Here is a 21049-nt window from a genome sequence, read left to right as displayed (position 1 = left end):
AACGATATATACCGGAACGTTCGAAGGTCAAAGATACGTCATTTCCCGCATTTCCCAACATAACTCCCTCCCCTTTCGCTCCCGCCCCTATTAAACTATCAACCCCCTGAAATTTTCCGTATTTTGATCCCAGAACATCTTCCCGTATGAAAATCATTACTACCATTTTACTCCTAACCCTTTTCGCAACTCCCAAACCAATGCAGAAAAAACAATTCCTGCTCGTCGGCACCTACACTTCCGCAGGCAGCAAAGGCATTTATGTCTTTCAGAAAGACCCCGCCACCGGCCGTTTTATCCCCACGGATACCGCCGAAGGCATTCCCAACCCCTCTTTCCTGGCCCTCTCGCCCGATCAGCAACGGGTGTACGCCGTCAGCGAATTCGGGAAAAACAGCCCGGGAAGCGCGTTTGCTTATAATTTTAACCGCAGCGCCGGCACCCTCACCGAAATTAACCAGCAGACCGGCACAGGCACAGGCCCCTGCCACATCAGCACCGACGCGGGCAATCGCTTCGTGTTCACCGGCAATTATAACGGCGGCAGCCTCACCGTAATGCCCGTTCAGGCGGACGGCGCCCTTGGCACACCCGTCCAGCAGATCGTTCACCAGGGCTCCGGCCCCGTGGAATCACGGCAGAAAGCTCCCCACGTGCATTCTGTGAACTTCTCCCCCGACGGCAAACAACTTTTTGTCCCCGACCTCGGAACGGATAAAGTAATGATATACGATTTTGAGCCTTCCCGCAAGATGCGCCCCCTTCAGCCCGCTGCCCAGCCATTTATCAGCGTGGAGCCCGGCGGAGGCCCCCGTCATTTCGTATTCCACCCCAACGGGCGTTATGCCTATCTCGTGCTGGAGCTCAGCGGCAAAACGGCCGCCTTCAGCTACGACAACGGCCGGCTTACTCATCTCCAGACAATCTCCGGCGCTCCGGCGGATTATAAAGGCTCGGATTTCGGCAGCGCGGACATCCATGTGTCGCCGGACGGGAAGTTCCTCTATATGTCCACCCGCGGCGATCTGAATAACCTCTCCATATATAAGATCAGTGAAAAAGACGGAACGCTCAGCCTCGCCGGCCACCAGCCTACTTTAGGTATCGGGCCGCGGAACTTCCTCATCACGCCGGACGGGGAATACCTGTTGGCCGCGAATCAGAAAAGCAATACCATCGTGTTTTTTAAACGGGATACTAAAACCGGGCTGCTGAGCCCTACCGGCGAAGAGCTGTCCGTCCCCACCCCCGTTTGCCTGAAATGGGTAGAATAAAAGGTTACACGGCGAGGCGCAAAACAGCTATCGCCGTGACTCTTCCCGCCCCTCCAAGGTGTTGACAACAAATTAAATGTGGCACCATCTAAAAAGTTGCTAAAACAAGTATTGCGTACCTTCATGATCCAAAAAACACCCCGAATTATGAAACGCATATTGTTAGCACTCACAGCAATGCTCACTGCGCTCGCAGCGCATTCCCAGGACGAAGCGTCCATGAAAGCCTGGATGGATTACGCCACCCCCGGTTCTATGCAAAAGATGATCGCCATGGCCGATGGCGAATGGAAAGCGGACATGACCTTCTGGATGGCGCCCGGCGCCCCGCCAATGACCACCACCGGCTCCTGCACCAATAAGATGATCATGGGCGGCCGTTACCAGGAAAGCCGTTATACCAGCACCATGGATGGCCAGCCTTTTGAAGGTACCGGCATACTGGGTTATGACAACGTCAGGAAAGTATTTATCACCACCTGGATCGATAACATGGGCACGGGCGTTATGTACCTGGAAGGAAAGCTGGACGATGCCACCCGGACCATTACCTTCACCGGCACCGCCACGGATGCCATAGCCGGAAAAGCAATGCCTGTAAGGCAGGTGGTGAAATGGGTGGATGACAACAACCAGGTTATGGAAATGTACTCGATGGCAAACGGGACGGAATTTAAAAGCATGGAGCTGAAGTTCACCCGCAAATGATGATCCCACGTATTACCGCATTAAAAAAGCCGTCCCAACCGGGACGGCTTTTTTTGAATATGTTTGAACAGCTTAGCTGATCTTTTCTACCTGCATGAAGTTCAGCTCTACCGGTGTGGCGCGGCCGAAGATCTTCACGGTTACTTTCAGTTTCTTTTTGTCTTCCAGTACTTCTTCGATCACACCGTTGAAGTCGTTGAACGGGCCATCGATGATCTTGATGGTTTCGCCGACGATATACGGTTCGCTCATGGTGAGGCCCTGGTCGGAGATCTCATCCACTTTACCGAGCATTTTGTTCACTTCTGATTTGCGGAGAGCGATGGGTTTTTCTTTTCCAAGGAAATGAATCACGCCGGATACGTTGCGGATCGCCTGGATCACTTCGTCATTCATTTTACCGTCAATGGCTTCGATCATCACATAACCCGGGTAGAAGTTCTTTTCGCGCATTACTTTTTTACCGGCCTGCACTTTGTAAACTTTTTCCACGGGCAGGAAGATCTGGGTGATCACGTTGCCCCAGTCACTGCGGCGAACTTCGATGTCCAGGTATTCCTTTACTTTCTTCTCTTTGCCACTCACCACGCGCAGCACGTACCATTTGGTTTCCTGAGCAGGCTGAGTGGGGATTTGGGCTTCATCCATTATGAAAACAGTTTATAGTATTGCGTTAAAACAAGGTGAGAAGCACTATCCATGCCCCATACCATCAGGGTAATGATGATAGTGGCGATCAGAACGATCATGGTAGAGGATTGCAGCTCCCGCCAGGTTGGCCAGGATACTTTATGGACCAGTTCGTAATATGATTCCCTGAAATAGCTGAAAATTTTGTTCATGGTAATAAGTTATCCTGATATGAACGATAAAAATTGCCGTGGAGAAAAATGGCAGGTGTTCCGTAAAAAACCAGCGATTTAACTTTCCGGCAATTCATTTTTTTTATTCCGCACGGGTACTAGGATTCGAACCCAGATCAAAGGTTTTGGAGACCCGTATGCTACCGTTGCACCATACCCGTATTTAAAAAGCCGTTAGCCGCAATGTTCGTCTCTGGCAAATATAATCTACTATTGATTACTTATTACTTGCTAACGGACTTTTTTTATGTGTCAGTATTGCTACTGATTATTTCAGGATTTCAGTTACCTGACCTGCACCTACGGTACGGCCACCTTCGCGGATCGCGAATTTCAGACCTTTTTCCATAGCGATCGGCTGGATCAGTTTAACTACCAGGCCGATGTTATCGCCGGGCATAACCATTTCAACACCTGCGGGCAGTTCAACCTCACCGGTTACGTCAGTTGTACGGAAGTAGAACTGGGGACGGTATTTCTGGAAGAACGGAGTGTGACGGCCACCTTCTTCTTTGCTCAGTACATACACTTCACATTTGAAGTCTGTGTGCGGAGTGATAGAACCAGGCTGGCAGATAACCATACCGCGGCGGATCTGGGTTTTTTCAATACCACGGAGCAGCAGACCGGCGTTGTCACCAGCTTCACCTTCGTCCAGCAGTTTTTTGAACATTTCAACACCAGTGCAGGTAGATTTCAGAGACTCGGGGATCAGACCTACGATCTCAACGTTTTCACCCACTTTGATGCGACCGCGCTCGATACGACCGGTAGCAACAGTACCACGACCGGTGATAGAGAACACGTCTTCTACGGACATCAGGAACGGTTGGTCAACGGGACGGGGAGGCAGGGGGATGTAAGTATCCACAGCTTCCATCAGTTCGTCGATTTTAGCCACCCACTGGGGATCGCCTGCGAGAGCGCCGGTAGCAGAACCCTGGATGATGGGAACGTTGTCGCCATCAAAGCCATAGGAATTCAGCAGTTCGCGGAGTTCGATCTCAACGAGTTCCAGCAGTTCCGGATCGTCTACCAGGTCTACTTTGTTCATGAATACCACCATACGGGGAACACCTACCTGGCGGGCCAGCAGTACGTGTTCTTTAGTCTGGGGCATGGGACCGTCTGTAGCGGCCACCACCAGGATAGCACCGTCCATCTGGGCAGCACCGGTGATCATGTTTTTCACATAGTCGGCGTGACCAGGACAGTCAACGTGCGCATAGTGACGGTTTGTAGTCTGATACTCTACGTGAGCTGTATTGATAGTGATACCTCTTTCTTTTTCTTCGGGAGCCGCATCGATCTCGTCATATCCTTTCTTCTCAGCCAAGCCCTTGTTTGCCAGAATTGTAGTAATGGCAGCAGTCAAGGTAGTTTTACCGTGGTCAACGTGACCGATGGTACCAATGTTAACGTGGGGTTTATCCCGCTTAAAGGTTTCTTTTGCCATTGTATGTTTTTTTTAAGATGGTTTGTAAAGTTTACTTTTTTGATATAATTTTTTAAATAAAGCAAATCACAACAAACTTGAGCCAATTACAGGGATTGAACCCGTTCCTCCCCGATTACGGTCGGGATGCTCACCCATTGAGCTTACCGGCTTAGTTAAACTTCAAATTTCGGACACCGGCCCCGGGACCTCCCGAAGGATAATCCGGCTACCCTGCATCCGAAACTCTTTGAGCTGTTGATGAGAATTGAACTCACGACCTCTTCCTTACCAAGGAAGTGCTCTACCCCTGAGCTACAACAGCAAGTTTTTTTTTCTGAGCGGGAGACGAGGTTCGAACCCGCGACCTACAGCTTGGAAGGCTGTCGCTCTACCAACTGAGCTACTCCCGCATACTCAAATACGAATTACGCACATCCATCAACTCCGAGCTCTCACTCTTCCATTGACCAATCTTTCGTAATTCGCTTGAAAGTAATAATTGGTGTGGGCAGGACAGGATTCGAACCTGTGAAGTCGAAAGACAGCGGATTTACAGTCCGCCCCATTTGGCCACTCTGGAACCTGCCCAACTTAAAAAATTCTCGCACCCGGTTTTAACCCCGGAAACACTTGCGAGCCAGCAGAGGGATTCGAACCCCCGACCCACTGATTACAAATCAGTAGCTCTGGCCAACTGAGCTATGCTGGCAATTTTCTATCAAGAAAAAGTTTCACATCCTCGTAAAAGGAGTCGCAAAATAAGTGTGAATCTTTTTAAGAAACAAATATTTTTTTCACCCCCAGGATGTTAGCCTTAAACCCGATATAAGTTGGCTAAAATGCCCTACAGTAAAGAACTTTACTACCTTCGCCGATCCCTTTTTGAATCGGGATGGCAAAGGTAGTAAAGAGAAAATTAATTCCAAAATATTTTTAGGATTTTAATGTAAATTCTTCTCCTTCTGTCGTTTGATCTGGGTAACAAGGCTATCAAACGCAAGGTCAAAGCTCTCTTCGAAGGATTTGCTCTCATGCTTAACGAAGAAATCGTGGCGGGGAATGTGCACTTTAATTTCTGCAATCTTGTCCTTAACCTGGTGGGCTAACTGATCTAATTTTAAAAACACTTCAACATTGACGATCCGGTCATAAAAGGTGGAAAGCTTCTGTACTCTCTTATTTACATGATCAATAAGTTTGGCGTCAGCATCGAAACGCACAGTTTGAATTTGAACATTCATAGCACTAAAATTTAACATTTAACAATCTAGTTTCTAGCATGTAGTCGTCCATCATAGGCGTATTTTTTATGTAAAGAACTGGATTACTAATTTACCAAACTTTCCATCCCTTTCCTATTTTGCCCCGAAAAATTTTGTTAAAATCAGAATAATGCAATGGTAACACAACTTTCCCCCTCCGCCACTGATCCCCGTCAGCCGCAGCCATCTCTTTTGTCAATAAAATTATTGATATTTATCAGCTATGCCTTGGGATGCGCCTGCTGATGCACTTTTTTGAGCTTCTCGATCGTATTGTGCGTATATACCTGCGTGCTCGCCAGGCTCGCATGACCCAGCAATTCCTTTACCGCATTGATGTCCGCCCCGTTATTCATCAGGTGAGTGGCAAACGTATGCCGAAGGATATGCGGGCTCCGCTTAGAAATCGTCGTTACCCTGTCCAGCGCAGCCCGTACCGTACGGTACACAAAAGCCTTGGTGATGCCTTTCCCGTCCGCCCGTACCAGCAATTGTCCGGACTCCGTATTTCCAGCCTCTTTACGCCGCCTTTCATCGTACTCCCTGATCATCGCTATCAAGGGCTGGCTGAGGGGTATAATGCGCTCCTTATTGCCTTTTCCCAGCACTTTCATCTGGCTGTTGCTCAGGTCCATGCTGCGGTGCGTAAGCCCCAGCAGCTCCGCCTGGCGCATACCGCTCTGGTACAGCAGCGCCACGATCAGCCGCTGCGTAGCCCCTTCAAAGTCGTCCGCGAACAGCTGCTCCCCCTCCGCATGGTTCTCTTCCACCTGCTGCATCGCCTTTTCATCTACAAACATCGGCAGGCGGCTCCGCATTTTCGGGCTCACCACCTTCGCCATCGGGCTTTGCGCCAGCTCGCCCTTGCGCACGGCATATTTGAAAAAGGATTTGAGCGTGGAGATCTTCCGCCGGATCGTAGCGGGCGTTACCGGCTCAGGTTGTTTCTTTTTGGAATGGGAAGGATATTTCGGCTCCAGCCCCAGGGCCAGCCAGGATTGTATATGGAAATGGGTGAGTTTGGTTAACGGAAGCTCCCCATAATGCGCGGAAAGATAATGGAAGAACTGGAAGAGGTCCAGCCCGTAGGATTCCACGGTGTGCCTGGAATACCGCTTCTCCAGCTCTATATAAGCCAGGAAGCCCTGTGCAACCGGTGGAAGTGTTTCTTTCATACCCAACACAAAAAAATTGATGACTGTAAAGTTATCGAAAACCTTACAATCATCAATTTTGTGTATTGAAATTTAAATACTGGCTCGTTTTAACTATACGTCATACTTGCCGGTAGCCACCTGCTGCTTGTAAACAGCTTTCAGCACCTGGGTGCGGCGACGGATAGACGGCTTCGTAAATGACTGACGCTCTCTCAGTTGCAGCAAAATTTTCGCTTTCTCAAATTTCTTCTTGTACTTTTTGAGCGCTTTGTCAATGTTTTCGCAATCTTTGGAATCGATAATTAACATAAATCTCCTTTAAGTTTTTTACGGACGGCAAAGATATGTATTCCTCTTTTATTTGCCAAATTTCCAATCTCCTATTCAACAAATTTTCTTCTCCTCTCCTTTATCTACACACCCTGCCTTTACCAGGACTGCAAAATTACCCAATTCGTCAGTAACTTTGATGATTATGTTTACAGGAATCATCGAAACAATGGGGACCATTGCCGCGGCTGTTCCGCAGGGCGGCAACCTGGAGCTGACCATTCACTCCCCCCTGGCACAGGAATTAAAGATAGATCAGAGCGTGTCTCACAACGGCGTTTGCCTCACCGTCACCGCGGTGGAGGACCAGCAATATAAAACCGTGGCGGTAACCGAAACCCTCCAGAAAACCAACCTGGGCGGCCTTCAGCCCGGCCACTCCGTGAACCTTGAAAGGGCCATGGTGTTCAATAGCCGAATAGACGGGCACATCGTCCAGGGGCATGTGGACGGCACCGGCACCTGCCAGTCCGTAACGGAGCAGGACGGCTCCTGGCTGTACCGCATCGGTTTCCAGCCTGAGTTTGCACCGCTGATCGTGGAAAAAGGCTCCATCTGCCTGAACGGCATCAGCCTGACCGTGTTTGATATCAGCAACGATGCTTTTACCGTGGCTATCATACCTTACACTTTCCAGCACACCAATATCCAATACCTGAAACCCGGCGATACCGTGAACCTTGAGTTTGACATCCTGGGCAAATATGTTGCCCGGCAGTTAATAACGCGCGCAAGCCATTAAATAACAGCATGAATCCATCTATCACGCAGAGCCTGGGCATCAGGTACCCGGTCATTATGGCCCCTATGTTCCTCGTGAGCAACGAGCCCATGATGAAAGCGGCCATCCGCAGCGGGATCGCAGGCACTTTCCCTTCGCTGAACTACCGGAAGGAAGGCGAGCTGCCCGCCCTGCTGGAAAGGCTCAATGAAACAAAAGCACAGCACCCGCATGGTACTTATGGGGTGAACCTGATCGTACAGAAAACAAACCCGCTCTATAAAAAACACCTGGACGCCTGTGTAGCCGCCAAAGTCCCCTTTTATATCACGTCCCTCGGCAACCCGCGCGATGTGATAGACGCGGCACACAGCTACGGCGCCAAAGTGATCTGCGACATCACCAACCTGGCACATGCCGAAAAAGCGGCCCAGAACGGGGCAGACGGCTTTATCGCCGTGTGCGCGGGAGCGGGCGGCCATGCCGGCCCCTACCCCATGCATATACTCGTACCGGCTCTGAGGAACGCTTTCCCTGAAATCCCGGTGATCGCCGCGGGCGGCATCGCCACCGGCCGGCAAATGGCCAGCGCCATGGTACTGGGATCGGACGCAGTGAGCATCGGCACCCGCTTTATCGCCAGCGCGGAAGCTACCGTGAGCGAAGAATACAAACAGGCCATCCTTGAGCACGGGATGGAAGATATCGTACTCACCGAACGCCTCTCCGGCACACCCTGCAACATCATCAACACCCCCGCCGCGCAGAAAATGGGCTACAAACAAACCGGCTGGGAAAAATGGCTGGGCCGCAACCCGCGCACCCGCAAGTATTTCAAGATGATGGTGCAGCTGAAAGGCATGAAGCTGCTGGAAAAAGCCGTGAAGCCAAACAATTATCACCAGCTGTGGAGCGCGGGCCAGAGCGTGGAAATGGTGAACGACATTTCGTCCGTGGAAGAGATCGTAGAACGCCTGATGGAAGAATACAACGAAACAATACAGGCTTTCAGATAATATGATTATCAACAAATGGCACGCCCGGCTGGCCGTAAGCGCATTTTTTTTCCTGAACGGCTTGTGTTTCTCCAGCTGGGGATCGCGTATTCCCGCCATCCAGGAGCGGCACGGGCTCAGTGAAGCCGGGCTCAGCGCTTTGCTGCTGTGTATCCCCATCGGGGCCTTGCTATCGCTGCCGTTCGCGGGCTGGCTCGTGTCCCGCACGGGCAGCAGGCCGGTGATGCTGGCAGCTGCGCTGCTGTACGCAGCTTTCCTTTCCCTGATAGGCCTGGCGGGCAACCCATTCATTCTCGGGGCCATTTTGTTTGTATTCGGTTTTATCGGGAACCTGGGTAATATCTCTATAAACACGCAGGCCGTGTCCGTGGAAGCGCTGTACGGGCAAACTATCATGTCCTCCTTCCATGCCGTCTGGAGCCTTGCAGGGCTTACAGGCGCAGGTATTGGTACGTTGATGGTGAATCTTTTTGTGCCTCCTTCCATGCACTTCTTTTTTATTTCCGCCATAGCGCTGGTGATCACTGCCTTTGCTTACCGCTATGCACTGCCGGAGCCTGCGCAGCTGGATACTTCGCGGCCGCCAATCTTTGTAAAGCCGGACAAAACCCTCATCGGCCTTGGCATTATTGCTTTCTGCTGCATGATCTGCGAAGGCACGATGTACGACTGGAGCGGGGTTTATTTCGTAAAAGCCGTTCATGCAGCCCCGGGGCAGGTGACCATGGGGTTCACCGCGTTCACCCTGGCTACCACTTTCGGCAGGCTCAACGGCGACTGGCTTACACGTCGTTATGGTATTACCGGCATGCTTCGCGGCAGCGGGCTGCTCACCGCCGCTGGGCTTCTGCTGGCGGTACTGCTTCCCCAACCCATTCCCGCCGCCATCGGCTTTTTTCTTGTGGGACTGGGGGTATCCACCGTGATCCCGCTGGTGTACAGCGAGGCGGGACGAAGCACCACGATGTCCCAGAGTATGGCGCTGGCCGCTGTTTCCACTGTGGGTTTCCTGGGGTTCCTGGCGGGGCCTCCCATTATCGGGTTCATTGCGCAGGCCGCGGGGCTCAGAGCTTCGTTTGCAGGTATTGCCCTGATGGGATTAATGATCTCCATCCTCGCCGCCAGAAAAAAAGCCTGAAAAGCAGTCCCAAAGCCACTCTCCATCAAACCGTGCCTGGTCGGACGGCAGGCACCTGATAGCATATTACCCAAATTATCTCCAGATCAAGTCCGCCTCATCTCCACCTCAACTCCGCCCTGCCTGTATCTATCCTATAGCCACCATACTATGTTACAAGTCATTCCCAGTAATTGCGCCGTTACTTCCAGGCAAAAGGCAAAATACTATCACATCATCGCTCTCTATGCGACCTGTGGCGGTTTTGGCTGTAAGACAACCTGAAAGAAAACCCTAATTTTCGCTTCCGTATAAATACACATTATCTTTGCAATATGCCCGAAACACAGAATTTCCAGGAAGGCGCCGTGCTGTTGATCAACAAACCGTTGACATGGACCTCCTTCGACGTTGTACGCAAGATCCGCAATACCACCAAAGCCAAAATAGGCCATGCCGGTACTTTAGACCCGCTGGCCACCGGCCTTCTCATTTGCTGCACCGGTAAAATGACCAAAAAGATCAATGAATACCAGGCGCAGGAAAAAGAATACACCGGCACCTTCACCCTCGGCGCCGTTACGCCCACCTACGATCTTGAATCGGAGCCGCAGGACCATAAACCTGTGCCCCCACTGGATAAAGAAGCGCTCCAGGCCATTGCGGACCAGTTCACCGGTCCGCTTCAGCAGCTGCCTCCCATCCATTCCGCGATCAAACAAAACGGCAAACCTATTTACCACCTGGCCCGCCAGGGCGTGGAGGTAAAGGTGGAGCTGCGTTCCATCGTTATCTATGCTTTTGAGATCACCGCCGTGGAATTGCCCGTAGTCCATTTCAGGGTGCAATGCAGCACCGGCACCTATATCCGTTCATTGGCGCATGATTTTGGCGCCGCAGTAGGATGCGGCGGGCACCTGAGCAGCCTTTGCCGTACCCGTATCGGGGCGTTCAGGCTGGAAGACGCAATAGAAGTGACAGATTTTATTGAAAAGTATAAAAAGGCGCAGGAGCAGGCGGGGTAAACGCTCCGGCTATTGTCAGGCACGTAAATTCTCCGGTAATAAATATCCGCGGGTATATCAGAACGGGTAGCCGATCGCTACGTTCCAGATGATGTTGTCCCTGCGCCAGCGGCTGTCTCCCAGCATCCATTCGCCGATGTACCATCCGCTTTTGTTTTGCGTGGGGTAAGGTTTTTTGAGGGGTATGCCCCAGTCCAGCCTGATCACAAAATAGCTGAAATCCAGGCGCAGGCCCGCGCCCGTGCCGATGGCCATTTGCCTGTACAGGTTCTTGAACTGGAATTCAGCACCGTCGCGCAGCGTATCTTTTTTCAGCATCCAGATATTACCGAAGTCCAGGAAGGTAGCGCCTTTCAGGTACATGCTGCCGCCAAAGAGGCGGAGCAGGTCAAAGCGGTACTCCACATTGCCTTCCAGTTTCATATCCCCCGTCTGGTCCGGGAACAGCTGGGCTGTCTCCGTGGTGTCCACAAAAGAACCGGGGCCGAGCGTGCGCAGCCGCCATGCACGGATGCTGTTTGGCCCGCCGGAGGTGAACTGGCGGATATAAGGCAGTACATCGCTTTTGCCGTAAGGAATGCCCAGGCCGGCATAAGCGCGGGTAGCCACCGATGATTTCGCATAATTCCAGTAATGGCGGTAATCCGCTTCCAGCCTCACAAATTGCGAGATCGTCACTTTCGACAACGTTTCAAGGTTTTCTCTCCCGTTCGTTGTCCAGTTCAGCAGGCTGTTCACCCCTTCCAGCCACAGGCCTGATTCTTCCGCGTTTATCCTGAAAAAGGTATTCTGTTTTTTGTGAAAAATATCGTTGTTCGCAAATGTATACGTCACCGCTTCACCGCCTATGAACGCGGGCTCGAAGCTGCGTTGCAGGTAAGGGTTCTGGTCCACCACGTCCGCTTTGAACGTCGGGTTCAGCGACACGCCCACATAGTTGAGCGTAAACGGTTTCAGGTTCCAGCTTTTGTAAAGGGATTCCCGCCACTCGTAACCAAACGCGCCGTTCACCGTTCGGATATTGAACCTATCGATACGGCGCAGGTTGTTGAAACCCGCCGATATCCTGGTTTTGGAAGTAGAGCGGTTATTCTGTCTTACCCGGAACGGAAGGATAAAACGCGGCAGCACAAGATCCGCATTGAGGCCGTATTCCTGCGCCTGCATTTCAAATTTATTGTCTTCGTTCCTGATCACTTCAAGCCCGCCTTTCAGCGTGATGTGCAATTCGTTTGCCGCGCGGTTCAGGTTGAAGTGCCGGTAACCGAGGGACACGCCGCTACCCAGGAAATACTGGCTGCCCGTGGTAAGGTCTATGTTCGCGCTCAGCTCCTGCTTTTTACGCGGGGTGAGCTGGATGTATGCGTCCAGCTTTTGCACCGTGTCTTTTGCGTCTTTGTACTGCACGTTCACAAACTGCCAGATGTTGAGGTCAAACAGGCGGTTCACCGTGTTATTATACTCCTCCGTGGAATACCGCGCGCCGGGCCGCAGCTGTATGGCGCGTGTGAGCACCCTGGGCCTGATGATGTTCTGGTGGTATTTGATGGTCAGGAAGCGGCTGTTCGTGGTGGTGAAAGTGGAATCGTTCACGCTTTCCTGCAACAGGATGTCCGGGAACACATAAATGTCATTGATGTAAAACAGCTTGGTAAGATCGTTCGCGGAGTCTTCGGGATTTTTGATCACGACCTCCACGTCCAGCGTGGGTCTTAGGTCGGAGCTCAGTACGGAAGGCATTACCTCGAAAGGGTTCAGCGGGTCTACGAACAGTGATTTATTGAGCGTGTCCACCGTAAAAGAGATCAGGTCGCGGTTGAACTTATAATACCCCGCATCGCGTATGAGGCGCATGAGCCGCTCACGCTCGCTGCTAATGTCCGAGGCTTTGTAAGACGCGTTTACATGCAGCAGCGAAAACCGTTCGCCTTCTTTTACCACGCGGGCGATGGCGGTGTCCGGAATATCGTAGGTGATCTTTTTGATCACGAAATTTTTGCCCGTGTTCACTTCGTAGGTGAGGCTGGTCTTCTGGCCTTTGGTTGGATCCCTGTATCCCACCGTGGCGTAAAAGTAACCCTGGTTGTTCAGGTAAGACACCATGCGCGCCGCGGATTCTTTTGTTTTAAGGGAATCGTAGATCACCGGGGCCTGGAGGTTTCGCTCGCTGAGCGCCAGGTTCCAGAACCAGTTGCTTTTTTTCTTGTAGGTCTTTTGATTATAGAGCCACACTTTCAGGCGCGTGCCGGCCACCTTCTGGTTGGGCTGCTGCAACATGAGGGAGCGGGAGTTGAGATCGTTTTTCAGGTCTGTTTTTTCGGTGGAGGGCAGTTTACCGGTAATCTCCACACCGGTTTTGATAAGCAGGTTCTGGTCCTTTTGCAGGTAGCGGGTGTTGGAACAGGCGCTCAGCAACAGGCATACCATCAGTAACAACACCGGTCCCGGCACATTTATGTATGATGGGTATGTCTTTTTCTTCACTGGTGCATTGAATTAACGGGTATTGATAAGGCCCGGTCTACGGGGTTGTTGGCTGAATGCCGGATTTCTTGTAGGTTTGACCCCATGTTATCAAAGGCGCAAATTAAATATATTGTCTCATTACAGCACAAAAAATACCGTCAAAAATTTGGCCAGTTTGTAGCTGAGGGAGACAAGATCGTGCAGGAGTTACTCCAGGACCACCGGGATGTAAAAGCCGTATTCGCCACGCGCGAATGGCTGCTGGATCACCGGGAGCTGGCTGAAAGTGCCGCCGCTGTTGATATACAGGAAGTGGAGCCCGCTGTGCTCAAACAGCTTTCCTCCCTTTCCACGCCCAACCAGGCGCTGGCACTCGTGAACATCCCCAAAGCACCACCCCTGCAAATGGAAGGAGCCGTCACCCTCGCCCTTGAAACGATCCAGGACCCGGGAAACATGGGCACCATTATTCGTATAGCCGACTGGTTTGGCATCCGCCAGATCGTATGCTCTCCGGACAGTGTGGACGCCTACAATGCCAAAACCATCCAGGCCACCATGGGCAGCATCATGCGTGTACCCGTGATCGTGCAGGACATTCCGGCGCTGCTCGATAAATTCCCCAAAGTCGCCTCCTATGCCGCCACCTTGCATGGCGACAATATCATTCATACAAAAACCATCCGCGAAGGCATCATCCTGGTAGGCAACGAATCCCGCGGCCTGAGCGAAGAAGTGCTGAAACGGAGCAGCCATCACATCACCATCCCCCGAACCGGCCACGCCGAATCTCTGAACGCGGCGGTGGCTACCGGTATTATCTGCGGGCGGCTGCTTATTTAAAGAGGTTTGCCCCGGCTTTCCTTTTGAAACCGGCAAAGCCGCTCTCCCCGCTTTTCCTTATTTAAACTGTATTGCCTTCACCGGCAGGATGTTCCGGATCAGCAGGCTTGGGATGATCAGTATCAGCACACATATCAGCAGGGTGCCGCCGTTTATCAGCGCCACTTTCCACCATTGAATGGCAATAGGCGCCACGGACATGTAATAGGATTCTTCCGGCAGCCTGAAAAAGCCCGTGTATTGTTGCAGCAGGGCGAGGCCGATACCCAGCACATTCCCGATGATCACACCGGCCAGCGTGATATAAGCCGCCTGGTAGATGAATATCCCCTGGATAGCGCCGTTGCGCATGCCCAGGGCTTTGAGTATCCCGACCATATTGGTACGCTCGAGTATCAGGATGAGGATGGCCGTGATCATGTTGATCACCGCCACAATGACCATGATGACAAGGATAATGATCTCGTTTTTGTTTTGAAGCCCCAACCAGTCGAAGATATTGGGGTATACCTCCTGCATGCTGCGGATGGCCAGTTCCGCAGGCAGTATCTCTCCTATCTGGCTGCGCGCGCTGTCTATTTTGCGGTAATCTTTCAGGAATATCTCGTACCCGCCGATATCGTCCGGCGCCCAGTCGTTCAGCCGCCGGATAAGATTGATGTCCCCGACGAGATAGGTTTTGTCGTACTCCTCGATGCCGGTCTTGTAAATGCCGCAGACGTTAAGTTTGCGGGCGCGGGGCGGCAGACCGTCCCCCCGCACGAAATACACGATCACCGCATCGTTCAGCTTCAGCTGCAAAAGGGCCGCGGTATTGGCGGACAGGATCACATCCGCGGCATATCCGCTGTCCGTGAACCTGATGGGGCGGCCCTCCTGGAGGAATTCCATTTTGGCGCCCGGGCTGATCCCTTTAAAGATCATCCCTTCCGTTTCCCGGCCTTTTTTGACGATCACGGATTTGGTGGCGAATTCGTTCACGGCCGTCACATCCGGCAGGGCCAGCATCTGGCTGCGGAAGGCGGGTTCCTGCGGAAATGGCACCTGCTCGGCCAGGGGGCCAGCGTTCATCTGGTATTGGGTCACATGCATATGCCCCCAGAAACTGAAGATCTTTTCGGAGATAACCTGCTGAAACCCATTGATCATTGCCGTAGCCAGGATCATTACCGCCACACTGAAAGCAGTAGCGATCATAGCGATATTGATGATGAATTTGGTAAAGGAAGAGAACCGGTTAAAGGCAATCCTTCCGGCAATAAACATGGATACGCGCATGATGCAATTTAACAATTTAGAAATTCATTGTAAATTACAGTTATGAGGACAGTTGCACTAGTATGCTTCACCGTTATGGCGATGTTCGTTTTTTCCGGTATCAAGGCCCAGGAAAACAAAATAACCCCGGATCACATTTATCACCAGAACATCAAAACGGTCAAGTTCACCCCGCCCGGAGACTACCTGGGGCTCCCCATTATTGCGCTCAACAGTAGCGAAACCCTCGAGCTGAATTTTGATGACCTGATGAATGAAGTGCGAACGTATTATTATACGCTGGTACTCTGTAATGCGGACTGGACACCTGCCCAGCTCAATACCATCGAATACCTGCGCGGTTTTTCGGAGAACCAGATCAGGGATTACCGTTTCTCCAGCATCGCGCTGCAGAAATATGTGCACTATAAGGTAAGCATCCCGAATAAAAGCTGCCAGCCCACAAGAGCAGGCAATTATATCCTGAAAGTATACCTGGACGGAGATACCAGCCGCCTCGCCTTTACACGCAGGCTGATGGTGATCAATAACAGGGCGGGCGTTACCGGCTGGATCTCCCAGCCCACCAATCCCAAACTTTTCAGGAACAGCCAGAAGCTGAACGTACAGGTGAACACCAAAGGACTAAATATTCAGAACCCCTTCGACCAGGTGAAAGTGGTGATCATGCAGAACTTCCGCTGGGACAATGCCATTACCGGCATCAAACCCATGTTCATCAAAGGGGATGTGATAGAATATAACGCGGAGCAGGATTGCATTTTCCCCGCTATGAAAGAATGGCGGTGGGTGGACCTCCGCAGCTTCCGCCTGCAAACGGAAAGGGTCGCGAAAACGGACTACCGCCGCAATGCCACGGATGTGCACGTCATGCCGGATTTCCCGCGGGATAATGTCATCTATCAATACCTGAAAGATATCAACGGGCTGTTTTATCCCGCCACCATTGATGATTATGATCCGAATTTTGAAGGCGATTATGCACGCGTGGATTTTACCTTCCCCGTAAAAGAACCTTACGCGGGATATGATATGTACATCTTCGGGCAGCTCACGGACTATGAATGCAACGAGCTGAGCAAAATGACCTGGAACGGTGCCAAGCAGGCGTATGAGGGAGCTTTATTTCTGAAACAGGGGTATTACAATTATGTGTACGGCCTGATTGATAAAACCAATAATCAATTCAGTACAGAATATACGGAAGGTAACTGGTGGGAAACGGAAAACGCGTACACCGTGCTCGTGTATTACAAAGGCCTCGGCGGCCGCCACGATGAGCTGGTGGGCCAGCTGCGGATGAACTCGCTGATCAACCGGATGCGGTAAAATGCAAAGCTGAAAGGGCGGCTTCACGCTTACTCAGCAGGGCGCAAGGCTTTAAAATATACCGCCGCCTGGCGGATACGCTACCAACTTATTTAAAGGACTGCATGTATTACACATGCAGTCCTTTTTTTAATACGGTCAGGGTGTTAACGGGTCCGCCTGGTAAACGCTTTGCCGCAGCTTCACAATGTTTGCCGCGCCCCGTTTTATGATGATGCGGGTACCACGGTCGTAAGTGAGGTAACGGTAGCTCCAGTTGATGAACACCACCAGTTTGTTACGGAAGCCCAGCAGGTTCAGCAGGTGCACGATCATCCAGGCGATCCAGGCGATGTAGCCGCTGAGGCGGATGCCTGCAAATTCAGCCACTGCCCTATTCCGCCCGATCGTAGCCATACTGCCGAGGTCCGTGTAGCTGAAGGGTTTCATGCTACGGCCCGCCAGGCTGGCTTTCAGGTTTTTACCTAATTGTTTGCCCTGCTGCATGGCCACCTGCGCCACCATGGGATATCCTTTGGGGAAACGTTTATCATTGAGCATCTGCGCAATGTCTCCCATCGCGTAGATATTCGTGGTGCCGTCCACGAGGTTCACATCATTCACGTTCACACGGCCGTTCGGCAATACAACGTCTTCGGGCAAACCTGCAATGGGCATACCTTTCACGCCCGCGGACCATAACAGGGACTGTGTTTCTATCACATCACCGTTGCTGAGCAGGAGTTTTTTACCGTCGTAATCTTTCACCGCGATGTTCAGGAGCACTTTCACGCCGATATGTTCCAGGCTGGCCATGGTTTTGCGGCTGGTTTCCTCGGACATGGAGGCCAGTACGCGCGGCCCCGCTTCTACGAGATAGATGTTCATCAGGTGCAGCGGCAGCTCGGGATAGTCTTTGGGAAGAATGTATTTGCGCAGTTCCGCGAAAGCACCCGCCAGCTCCACACCGGTGGGGCCACCGCCTACCATCACAAAATTGAGTTTCGGACGGACCTCCTTTTCATCGCTGATCAGCAGTGATTCCTCGAATTGTTTCAGCACATAATTCCTGATCTGCACGGCTTCTATCAGCGACTTCATGCCAATCGCATGTTCTTCGATCAATTTGTTGCCGAAGAAGTTGGTATTACTGCCGGAAGCGAGCACGAGATAGTTATACGGGATGTCCCCGATATTAGTCTCCAGCGTGTTCTGCTCACGGTTGATGTGTTTTACTTCCGCCATGCGGAAAACGAAATTCTTCTGTTTTTTGAAAATGCCCCGCAGGGGAAATGCGATGCTATCGGGTTCCAGGCCTGCCGTAGCTACCTGGTACAAAAGGGGCTGAAAAAGGTGATAGTTGTTCCTGTCCAGCAGCACTACCTGTACGGGGGCCTTTTTTAAGGCTTTCGCAAGGTTAATGCCCGCAAATCCGCCGCCAACGATTACGACCCGGGGAAGGTCTGTGTCCGGAATGTTCGGTTGTATCATGACTTGTGTGTTTTTGGATAGTACAACATTCCTGGCCACAAATGCCATACCATCAGAAATATTTCCCAAAAGTACAAAACTTTCAGTATAAAATGAAAGATTTGAAATCAAAGGATATGTTAAATAAAAAAAGGCGCACTATTGCACGCCTTTTTATGATAATTATCAGTTTTCCCTTCATTTTAAAAGCTCCTCAAAGCCTTTATCATGGCGGATAAAGTTCCTTCGTATTATTTCAGCGCCATGTGCAGCGCAGCCGCCAGCAAAGCGCCGATCGCGGGCCCTGCAACAGGTATCCACGCATAGCTCCAATCGCTGTCCCTTTTGCCTTTAATGGGCAAAATTGCATGCGCGATACGCGGCCCGAGATCGCGTGCGGGATTGATGGCATAACCCGTAGGCCCGCCAAGCGATAAACCGATAGCCAGTACCAGCAATGCCACGGGTAATGCATCCACGGCCCCTAATCCCACGTCTCCTTTCGCAATGTAAAACACCCCGAAAATGAGTACAAAAGTCCCCACAATCTCCGTTACCAGGTTCGGTATAGTGCTGCGGATGGCGGGACCTGTGCAGAAAATGGCCAGTTTGCCATCCGGATTGTCCGTCACGTCAAAATGCTGTTTGTAAGTAATGTACACGATACAGGCGCCGATGAACGCACCCAGCATCTGGGCGGCTACATACACGGGCACCTGATCCCAGGGAATAGCCCCGGTAACTGCCAGCGCAAGTGTTACGGCGGAATTCAGGTGAGCGCCGCTATAAGCACCCACTGCAAATACGCCTACAAAAACGGCCATGGCCCAACCCATGGTGATCACGATCCAGCCGCCGTTCTGCCCTTTGCTTTTGTTCAATATGCAATTGGCCACCACTCCGTCTCCCAGGATGATCAACAGGGCGGTACCGATAAGTTCTGCCAGGAAAATTGACATAGTTGGTCTGTATTTACTTTTAAAGATTATTGTTCGTCCGCCCAAACTTTAGCGGCTTTTACGGCACGCGCCCAGTTTTTGGTGAGTGAAGTTCTTTTTTCAGCAGGCATGGAAGGTTTGAACCTTGCATCTTCCTGCCATTGTTTGCGGATAGTGTCTATGCTGTCCCAGAAACCTGTGGCCAGGCCTGCGAGGTATGCCGCGCCCAGTGCGGTGGTTTCCGTCACTTTGGGGCGTACCACCTGCGTTTCCAGGATGTCTGCCTGGAACTGCATCAGCAGGTTATTCGCGGTAGCGCCGCCGTCCACCCTCAGTTCCTGGATCTTCAGGCCGGCGTCCGCCTCCATGGCTTTCAGTACGTCCATGGTCTGGTAAGCGATGCTGTCCAGCGCCGCGCGGGCAATGTGAGCGTCTTTGGTGCCGCGCGTCATGCCTACGATGGTGCCGCGTGCGTACTGGTTCCAGTGGGGGGCGCCAAGGCCGGCAAATGCGGGCACAAGATAAACGCCGTCCGTATCCGCTACCTGTGCGGCCAGCGGCTCCACATCCGCGGAATGACGGATGATGCCCAGCCCGTCCCGGAGCCACTGTACTACAGCGCCGCCGATAAAGATGCTGCCTTCCAGCGCATAATGGGTGGTATTGCCGATGCGCCACGCAATGGTGGTGAGCAGGTTATTTTTGGAGGTAATTGCTTTTTCGCCGGTGTTCAGCATCATAAAACAACCGGTGCCATAGGTATTTTTCACCATGCCCGGCTCAATGCACATCTGCCCGAAAAGCGCCGCCTGCTGGTCGCCCGCGATACCGGCAATGGGTATTTCAAAAGGCGTCAGCGTGGCTTCAGTATGCCCGTATATTTCACTGGAAGCGCGTACTTCCGGCAGCATGGAGGCGGGAATGCCCATCAGGTCCAGCAGGCTTTTGTCCCACTCCTGCGTATGAATATTATACAACATGGTGCGGGAGGCGTTGCTCACGTCTGTTACATGCAGTTTTCCTTTGGTAAAATTCCAGATCAGCCATGAATCTACTGTTCCGAATGCCAGTTCGCCGGCTTCGGCCCTTTTGCGGGCGCCTTCCACGTTGTCCAGTATCCATTTCACTTTGGTGCCGGAAAAATAGGCATCCAGGATAAGCCCGGTTTTGGAGCGGATGTCTTCCGCCAGGCCTTTGGCCTTCAGTTCGTCGCAATAGGCCGCGGTACGGCGGTCCTGCCACACGATGGCATTGTACAGCGGTTTACCGGTGGCGCGGTCCCAGACGATGGTGGTTTCCCGCTGGTTGGTGATGCCCATGGCGGCGATCTGGTCCCCGGAGGTGCCGGCTTTTACGATTACTTCCGCGGCTACGCCCGCCTGTGTGGACCAGATCTCGTTCGGATCATGCTCCACCCATCCCGGCTGGGGATAGATCTGGTTAAATTCTTTCTGAGCTACGGCTACGATGTTCCCGGCACGGTCGAAGATAATAGCGCGGGAGCTGGTGGTTCCCTGGTCGAGGGCCATAATGAATTTTGCTTCCATCGAGAGTGGTCTGGCTATTTTTAGTGATGATTTAAGTATAGTTTAACGTGGTACCTTGTTTTACGAGGTAGTAAGATACATGTAATAAATTAAAAGTAAAAAAAATTTCGTGTAAGGGGGAAAATGGTCAGCTGAAATACCCGGTTTCGGTGTTTCCTTTATCTGTCAACTGTTTTAAAGCTATAATAGTACTGTGGTACAGGCAGGATATCCTAATCTTAAACTATTATTAAGGAATAGTTACGGCATAGATAAGGCATATCTTATAGATATGCCTTATCTATGGGA

At 51.7% G+C, this 21049-nt stretch carries 19 protein-coding genes and 5 tRNA genes; 8 read left to right on the top strand and 16 right to left on the bottom strand.

The features are described 5' to 3' along the window. Positions 1-200 precede the first annotated feature (200 nt). Entirely contained in the window at positions 201-1274 is a 1074-nt protein-coding gene (locus EG028_RS12440) for a lactonase family protein (protein ID WP_120516840.1), read from the top strand. A 147-nt stretch (positions 1275-1421) separates the two neighbouring features. Next, positions 1422-1982, top strand: coding sequence for a DUF1579 domain-containing protein (locus tag EG028_RS12435; RefSeq protein WP_120516841.1), 561 nt, complete (start codon positions 1422-1424; stop codon positions 1980-1982). 72 nt (positions 1983-2054) lie between these two features. Here the strand turns inward: EG028_RS12435 and nusG are convergent, their stop codons facing one another. From nusG to rpsU, 11 genes are all read right to left on the bottom strand, one after another. Further along, complete coding sequence (gene nusG / locus EG028_RS12430) at positions 2055-2630, bottom strand: transcription termination/antitermination protein NusG (RefSeq protein ID WP_120516842.1); 576 nt, start codon at positions 2628-2630, stop codon at positions 2055-2057. Further along, entirely contained in the window at positions 2630-2824 is a 195-nt protein-coding gene (secE, locus tag EG028_RS12425; RefSeq protein WP_120516843.1) for a preprotein translocase subunit SecE, read from the bottom strand. Before secE ends, nusG begins: the two co-directional genes overlap by 1 nt. Before the next feature lie 111 nt (positions 2825-2935). Further along, positions 2936-3006 (bottom strand) — tRNA-Trp (locus EG028_RS12420). 107 nt (positions 3007-3113) lie between these two features. Continuing rightward, positions 3114-4301, bottom strand: coding sequence for an elongation factor Tu (gene tuf, locus EG028_RS12415; RefSeq protein ID WP_120516844.1), 1188 nt, complete (start codon positions 4299-4301; stop codon positions 3114-3116). A gap of 232 nt (positions 4302-4533) precedes the next feature. Continuing rightward, positions 4534-4605, bottom strand: a tRNA-Thr gene (locus tag EG028_RS12410). Between the two features lie 15 nt (positions 4606-4620). Next, positions 4621-4693, bottom strand: a tRNA-Gly gene (locus tag EG028_RS12405). A gap of 95 nt (positions 4694-4788) precedes the next feature. Beyond that, a tRNA-Tyr gene (locus tag EG028_RS12400) sits at positions 4789-4871 on the bottom strand. Positions 4872-4918: 47 nt separating this feature from the next. After that, positions 4919-4992 (bottom strand) — tRNA-Thr (locus EG028_RS12395). Between the two features lie 232 nt (positions 4993-5224). Further along, positions 5225-5524: an HPF/RaiA family ribosome-associated protein gene (locus EG028_RS12390; protein WP_120516845.1), complete on the bottom strand. Its 300-nt coding sequence runs from the start codon at positions 5522-5524 to the stop codon at positions 5225-5227. A gap of 242 nt (positions 5525-5766) precedes the next feature. Beyond that, entirely contained in the window at positions 5767-6720 is a 954-nt protein-coding gene (locus EG028_RS12385) for a tyrosine-type recombinase/integrase (protein ID WP_120516846.1), read from the bottom strand. Positions 6721-6813: 93 nt separating this feature from the next. After that, a complete protein-coding gene (gene rpsU / locus EG028_RS12380) occupies positions 6814-7011 on the bottom strand; it encodes a 30S ribosomal protein S21 (protein ID WP_120516847.1) in 198 nt (65 codons plus the stop codon). 166 nt (positions 7012-7177) lie between these two features. On the opposite strand from rpsU, the gene EG028_RS12375 reads away from it, so the two are divergent. From EG028_RS12375 to truB, 4 genes are all read left to right on the top strand, one after another. Further along, positions 7178-7774, top strand: coding sequence for a riboflavin synthase (locus tag EG028_RS12375; protein WP_120517017.1), 597 nt, complete (start codon positions 7178-7180; stop codon positions 7772-7774). An 8-nt stretch (positions 7775-7782) separates the two neighbouring features. Beyond that, entirely contained in the window at positions 7783-8769 is a 987-nt protein-coding gene (locus EG028_RS12370; protein ID WP_120516848.1) for an NAD(P)H-dependent flavin oxidoreductase, read from the top strand. A 1-nt stretch (position 8770) separates the two neighbouring features. Continuing rightward, on the top strand, positions 8771-9907 hold the full coding sequence (locus EG028_RS12365) for an MFS transporter (protein ID WP_120516849.1): 1137 nt from the start codon (positions 8771-8773) through the stop codon (positions 9905-9907). 314 nt (positions 9908-10221) lie between these two features. Next, positions 10222-10911, top strand: coding sequence for a tRNA pseudouridine(55) synthase TruB (truB, locus tag EG028_RS12360; protein ID WP_120516850.1), 690 nt, complete (start codon positions 10222-10224; stop codon positions 10909-10911). A 57-nt stretch (positions 10912-10968) separates the two neighbouring features. On the opposite strand, the gene tamL is transcribed toward truB, so the two are convergent. After that, on the bottom strand, positions 10969-13395 hold the full coding sequence (gene tamL, locus EG028_RS12355; protein WP_123864650.1) for a translocation and assembly module lipoprotein TamL: 2427 nt from the start codon (positions 13393-13395) through the stop codon (positions 10969-10971). Between the two features lie 84 nt (positions 13396-13479). On the opposite strand from tamL, the gene EG028_RS12350 reads away from it, so the two are divergent. Next, positions 13480-14220, top strand: coding sequence for a TrmH family RNA methyltransferase (locus EG028_RS12350; RefSeq protein WP_120516852.1), 741 nt, complete (start codon positions 13480-13482; stop codon positions 14218-14220). A gap of 57 nt (positions 14221-14277) precedes the next feature. Here the strand turns inward: EG028_RS12350 and EG028_RS12345 are convergent, their stop codons facing one another. After that, positions 14278-15498, bottom strand: a complete 1221-nt coding sequence (locus EG028_RS12345; protein WP_120516853.1) for an ABC transporter permease — start codon at positions 15496-15498, stop codon at positions 14278-14280. A gap of 42 nt (positions 15499-15540) precedes the next feature. Here EG028_RS12345 and EG028_RS12340 point away from each other — a divergent pair, with 42 nt between their 5' ends. After that, positions 15541-16827 carry a type IX secretion system plug protein gene (locus EG028_RS12340; RefSeq protein ID WP_120516854.1) on the top strand — a complete coding sequence of 429 codons (1287 nt, stop codon included), beginning with the start codon at positions 15541-15543 and terminating at the stop codon, positions 16825-16827. A 138-nt stretch (positions 16828-16965) separates the two neighbouring features. Here EG028_RS12340 and EG028_RS12335 read toward each other — a convergent pair whose 3' ends face one another. From EG028_RS12335 to glpK, 3 genes are all read right to left on the bottom strand, one after another. Beyond that, positions 16966-18297 carry an NAD(P)/FAD-dependent oxidoreductase gene (locus tag EG028_RS12335; RefSeq protein ID WP_120517018.1) on the bottom strand — a complete coding sequence of 444 codons (1332 nt, stop codon included), beginning with the start codon at positions 18295-18297 and terminating at the stop codon, positions 16966-16968. Between the two features lie 230 nt (positions 18298-18527). Continuing rightward, entirely contained in the window at positions 18528-19235 is a 708-nt protein-coding gene (locus tag EG028_RS12330; protein WP_120516855.1) for an MIP/aquaporin family protein, read from the bottom strand. A gap of 26 nt (positions 19236-19261) precedes the next feature. Further along, complete coding sequence (glpK, locus tag EG028_RS12325; protein WP_120516856.1) at positions 19262-20761, bottom strand: glycerol kinase GlpK; 1500 nt, start codon at positions 20759-20761, stop codon at positions 19262-19264. Between the last annotated feature and the right edge of the window lie 288 nt (positions 20762-21049).

Source organism: Chitinophaga barathri, from assembly GCF_003807585.1.
In the GTDB taxonomy this organism is placed as follows: Bacteria; Bacteroidota; Bacteroidia; order Chitinophagales; family Chitinophagaceae; genus Chitinophaga; species Chitinophaga barathri.
This window is presented reverse-complemented; position numbering and strand designations above follow the sequence as displayed.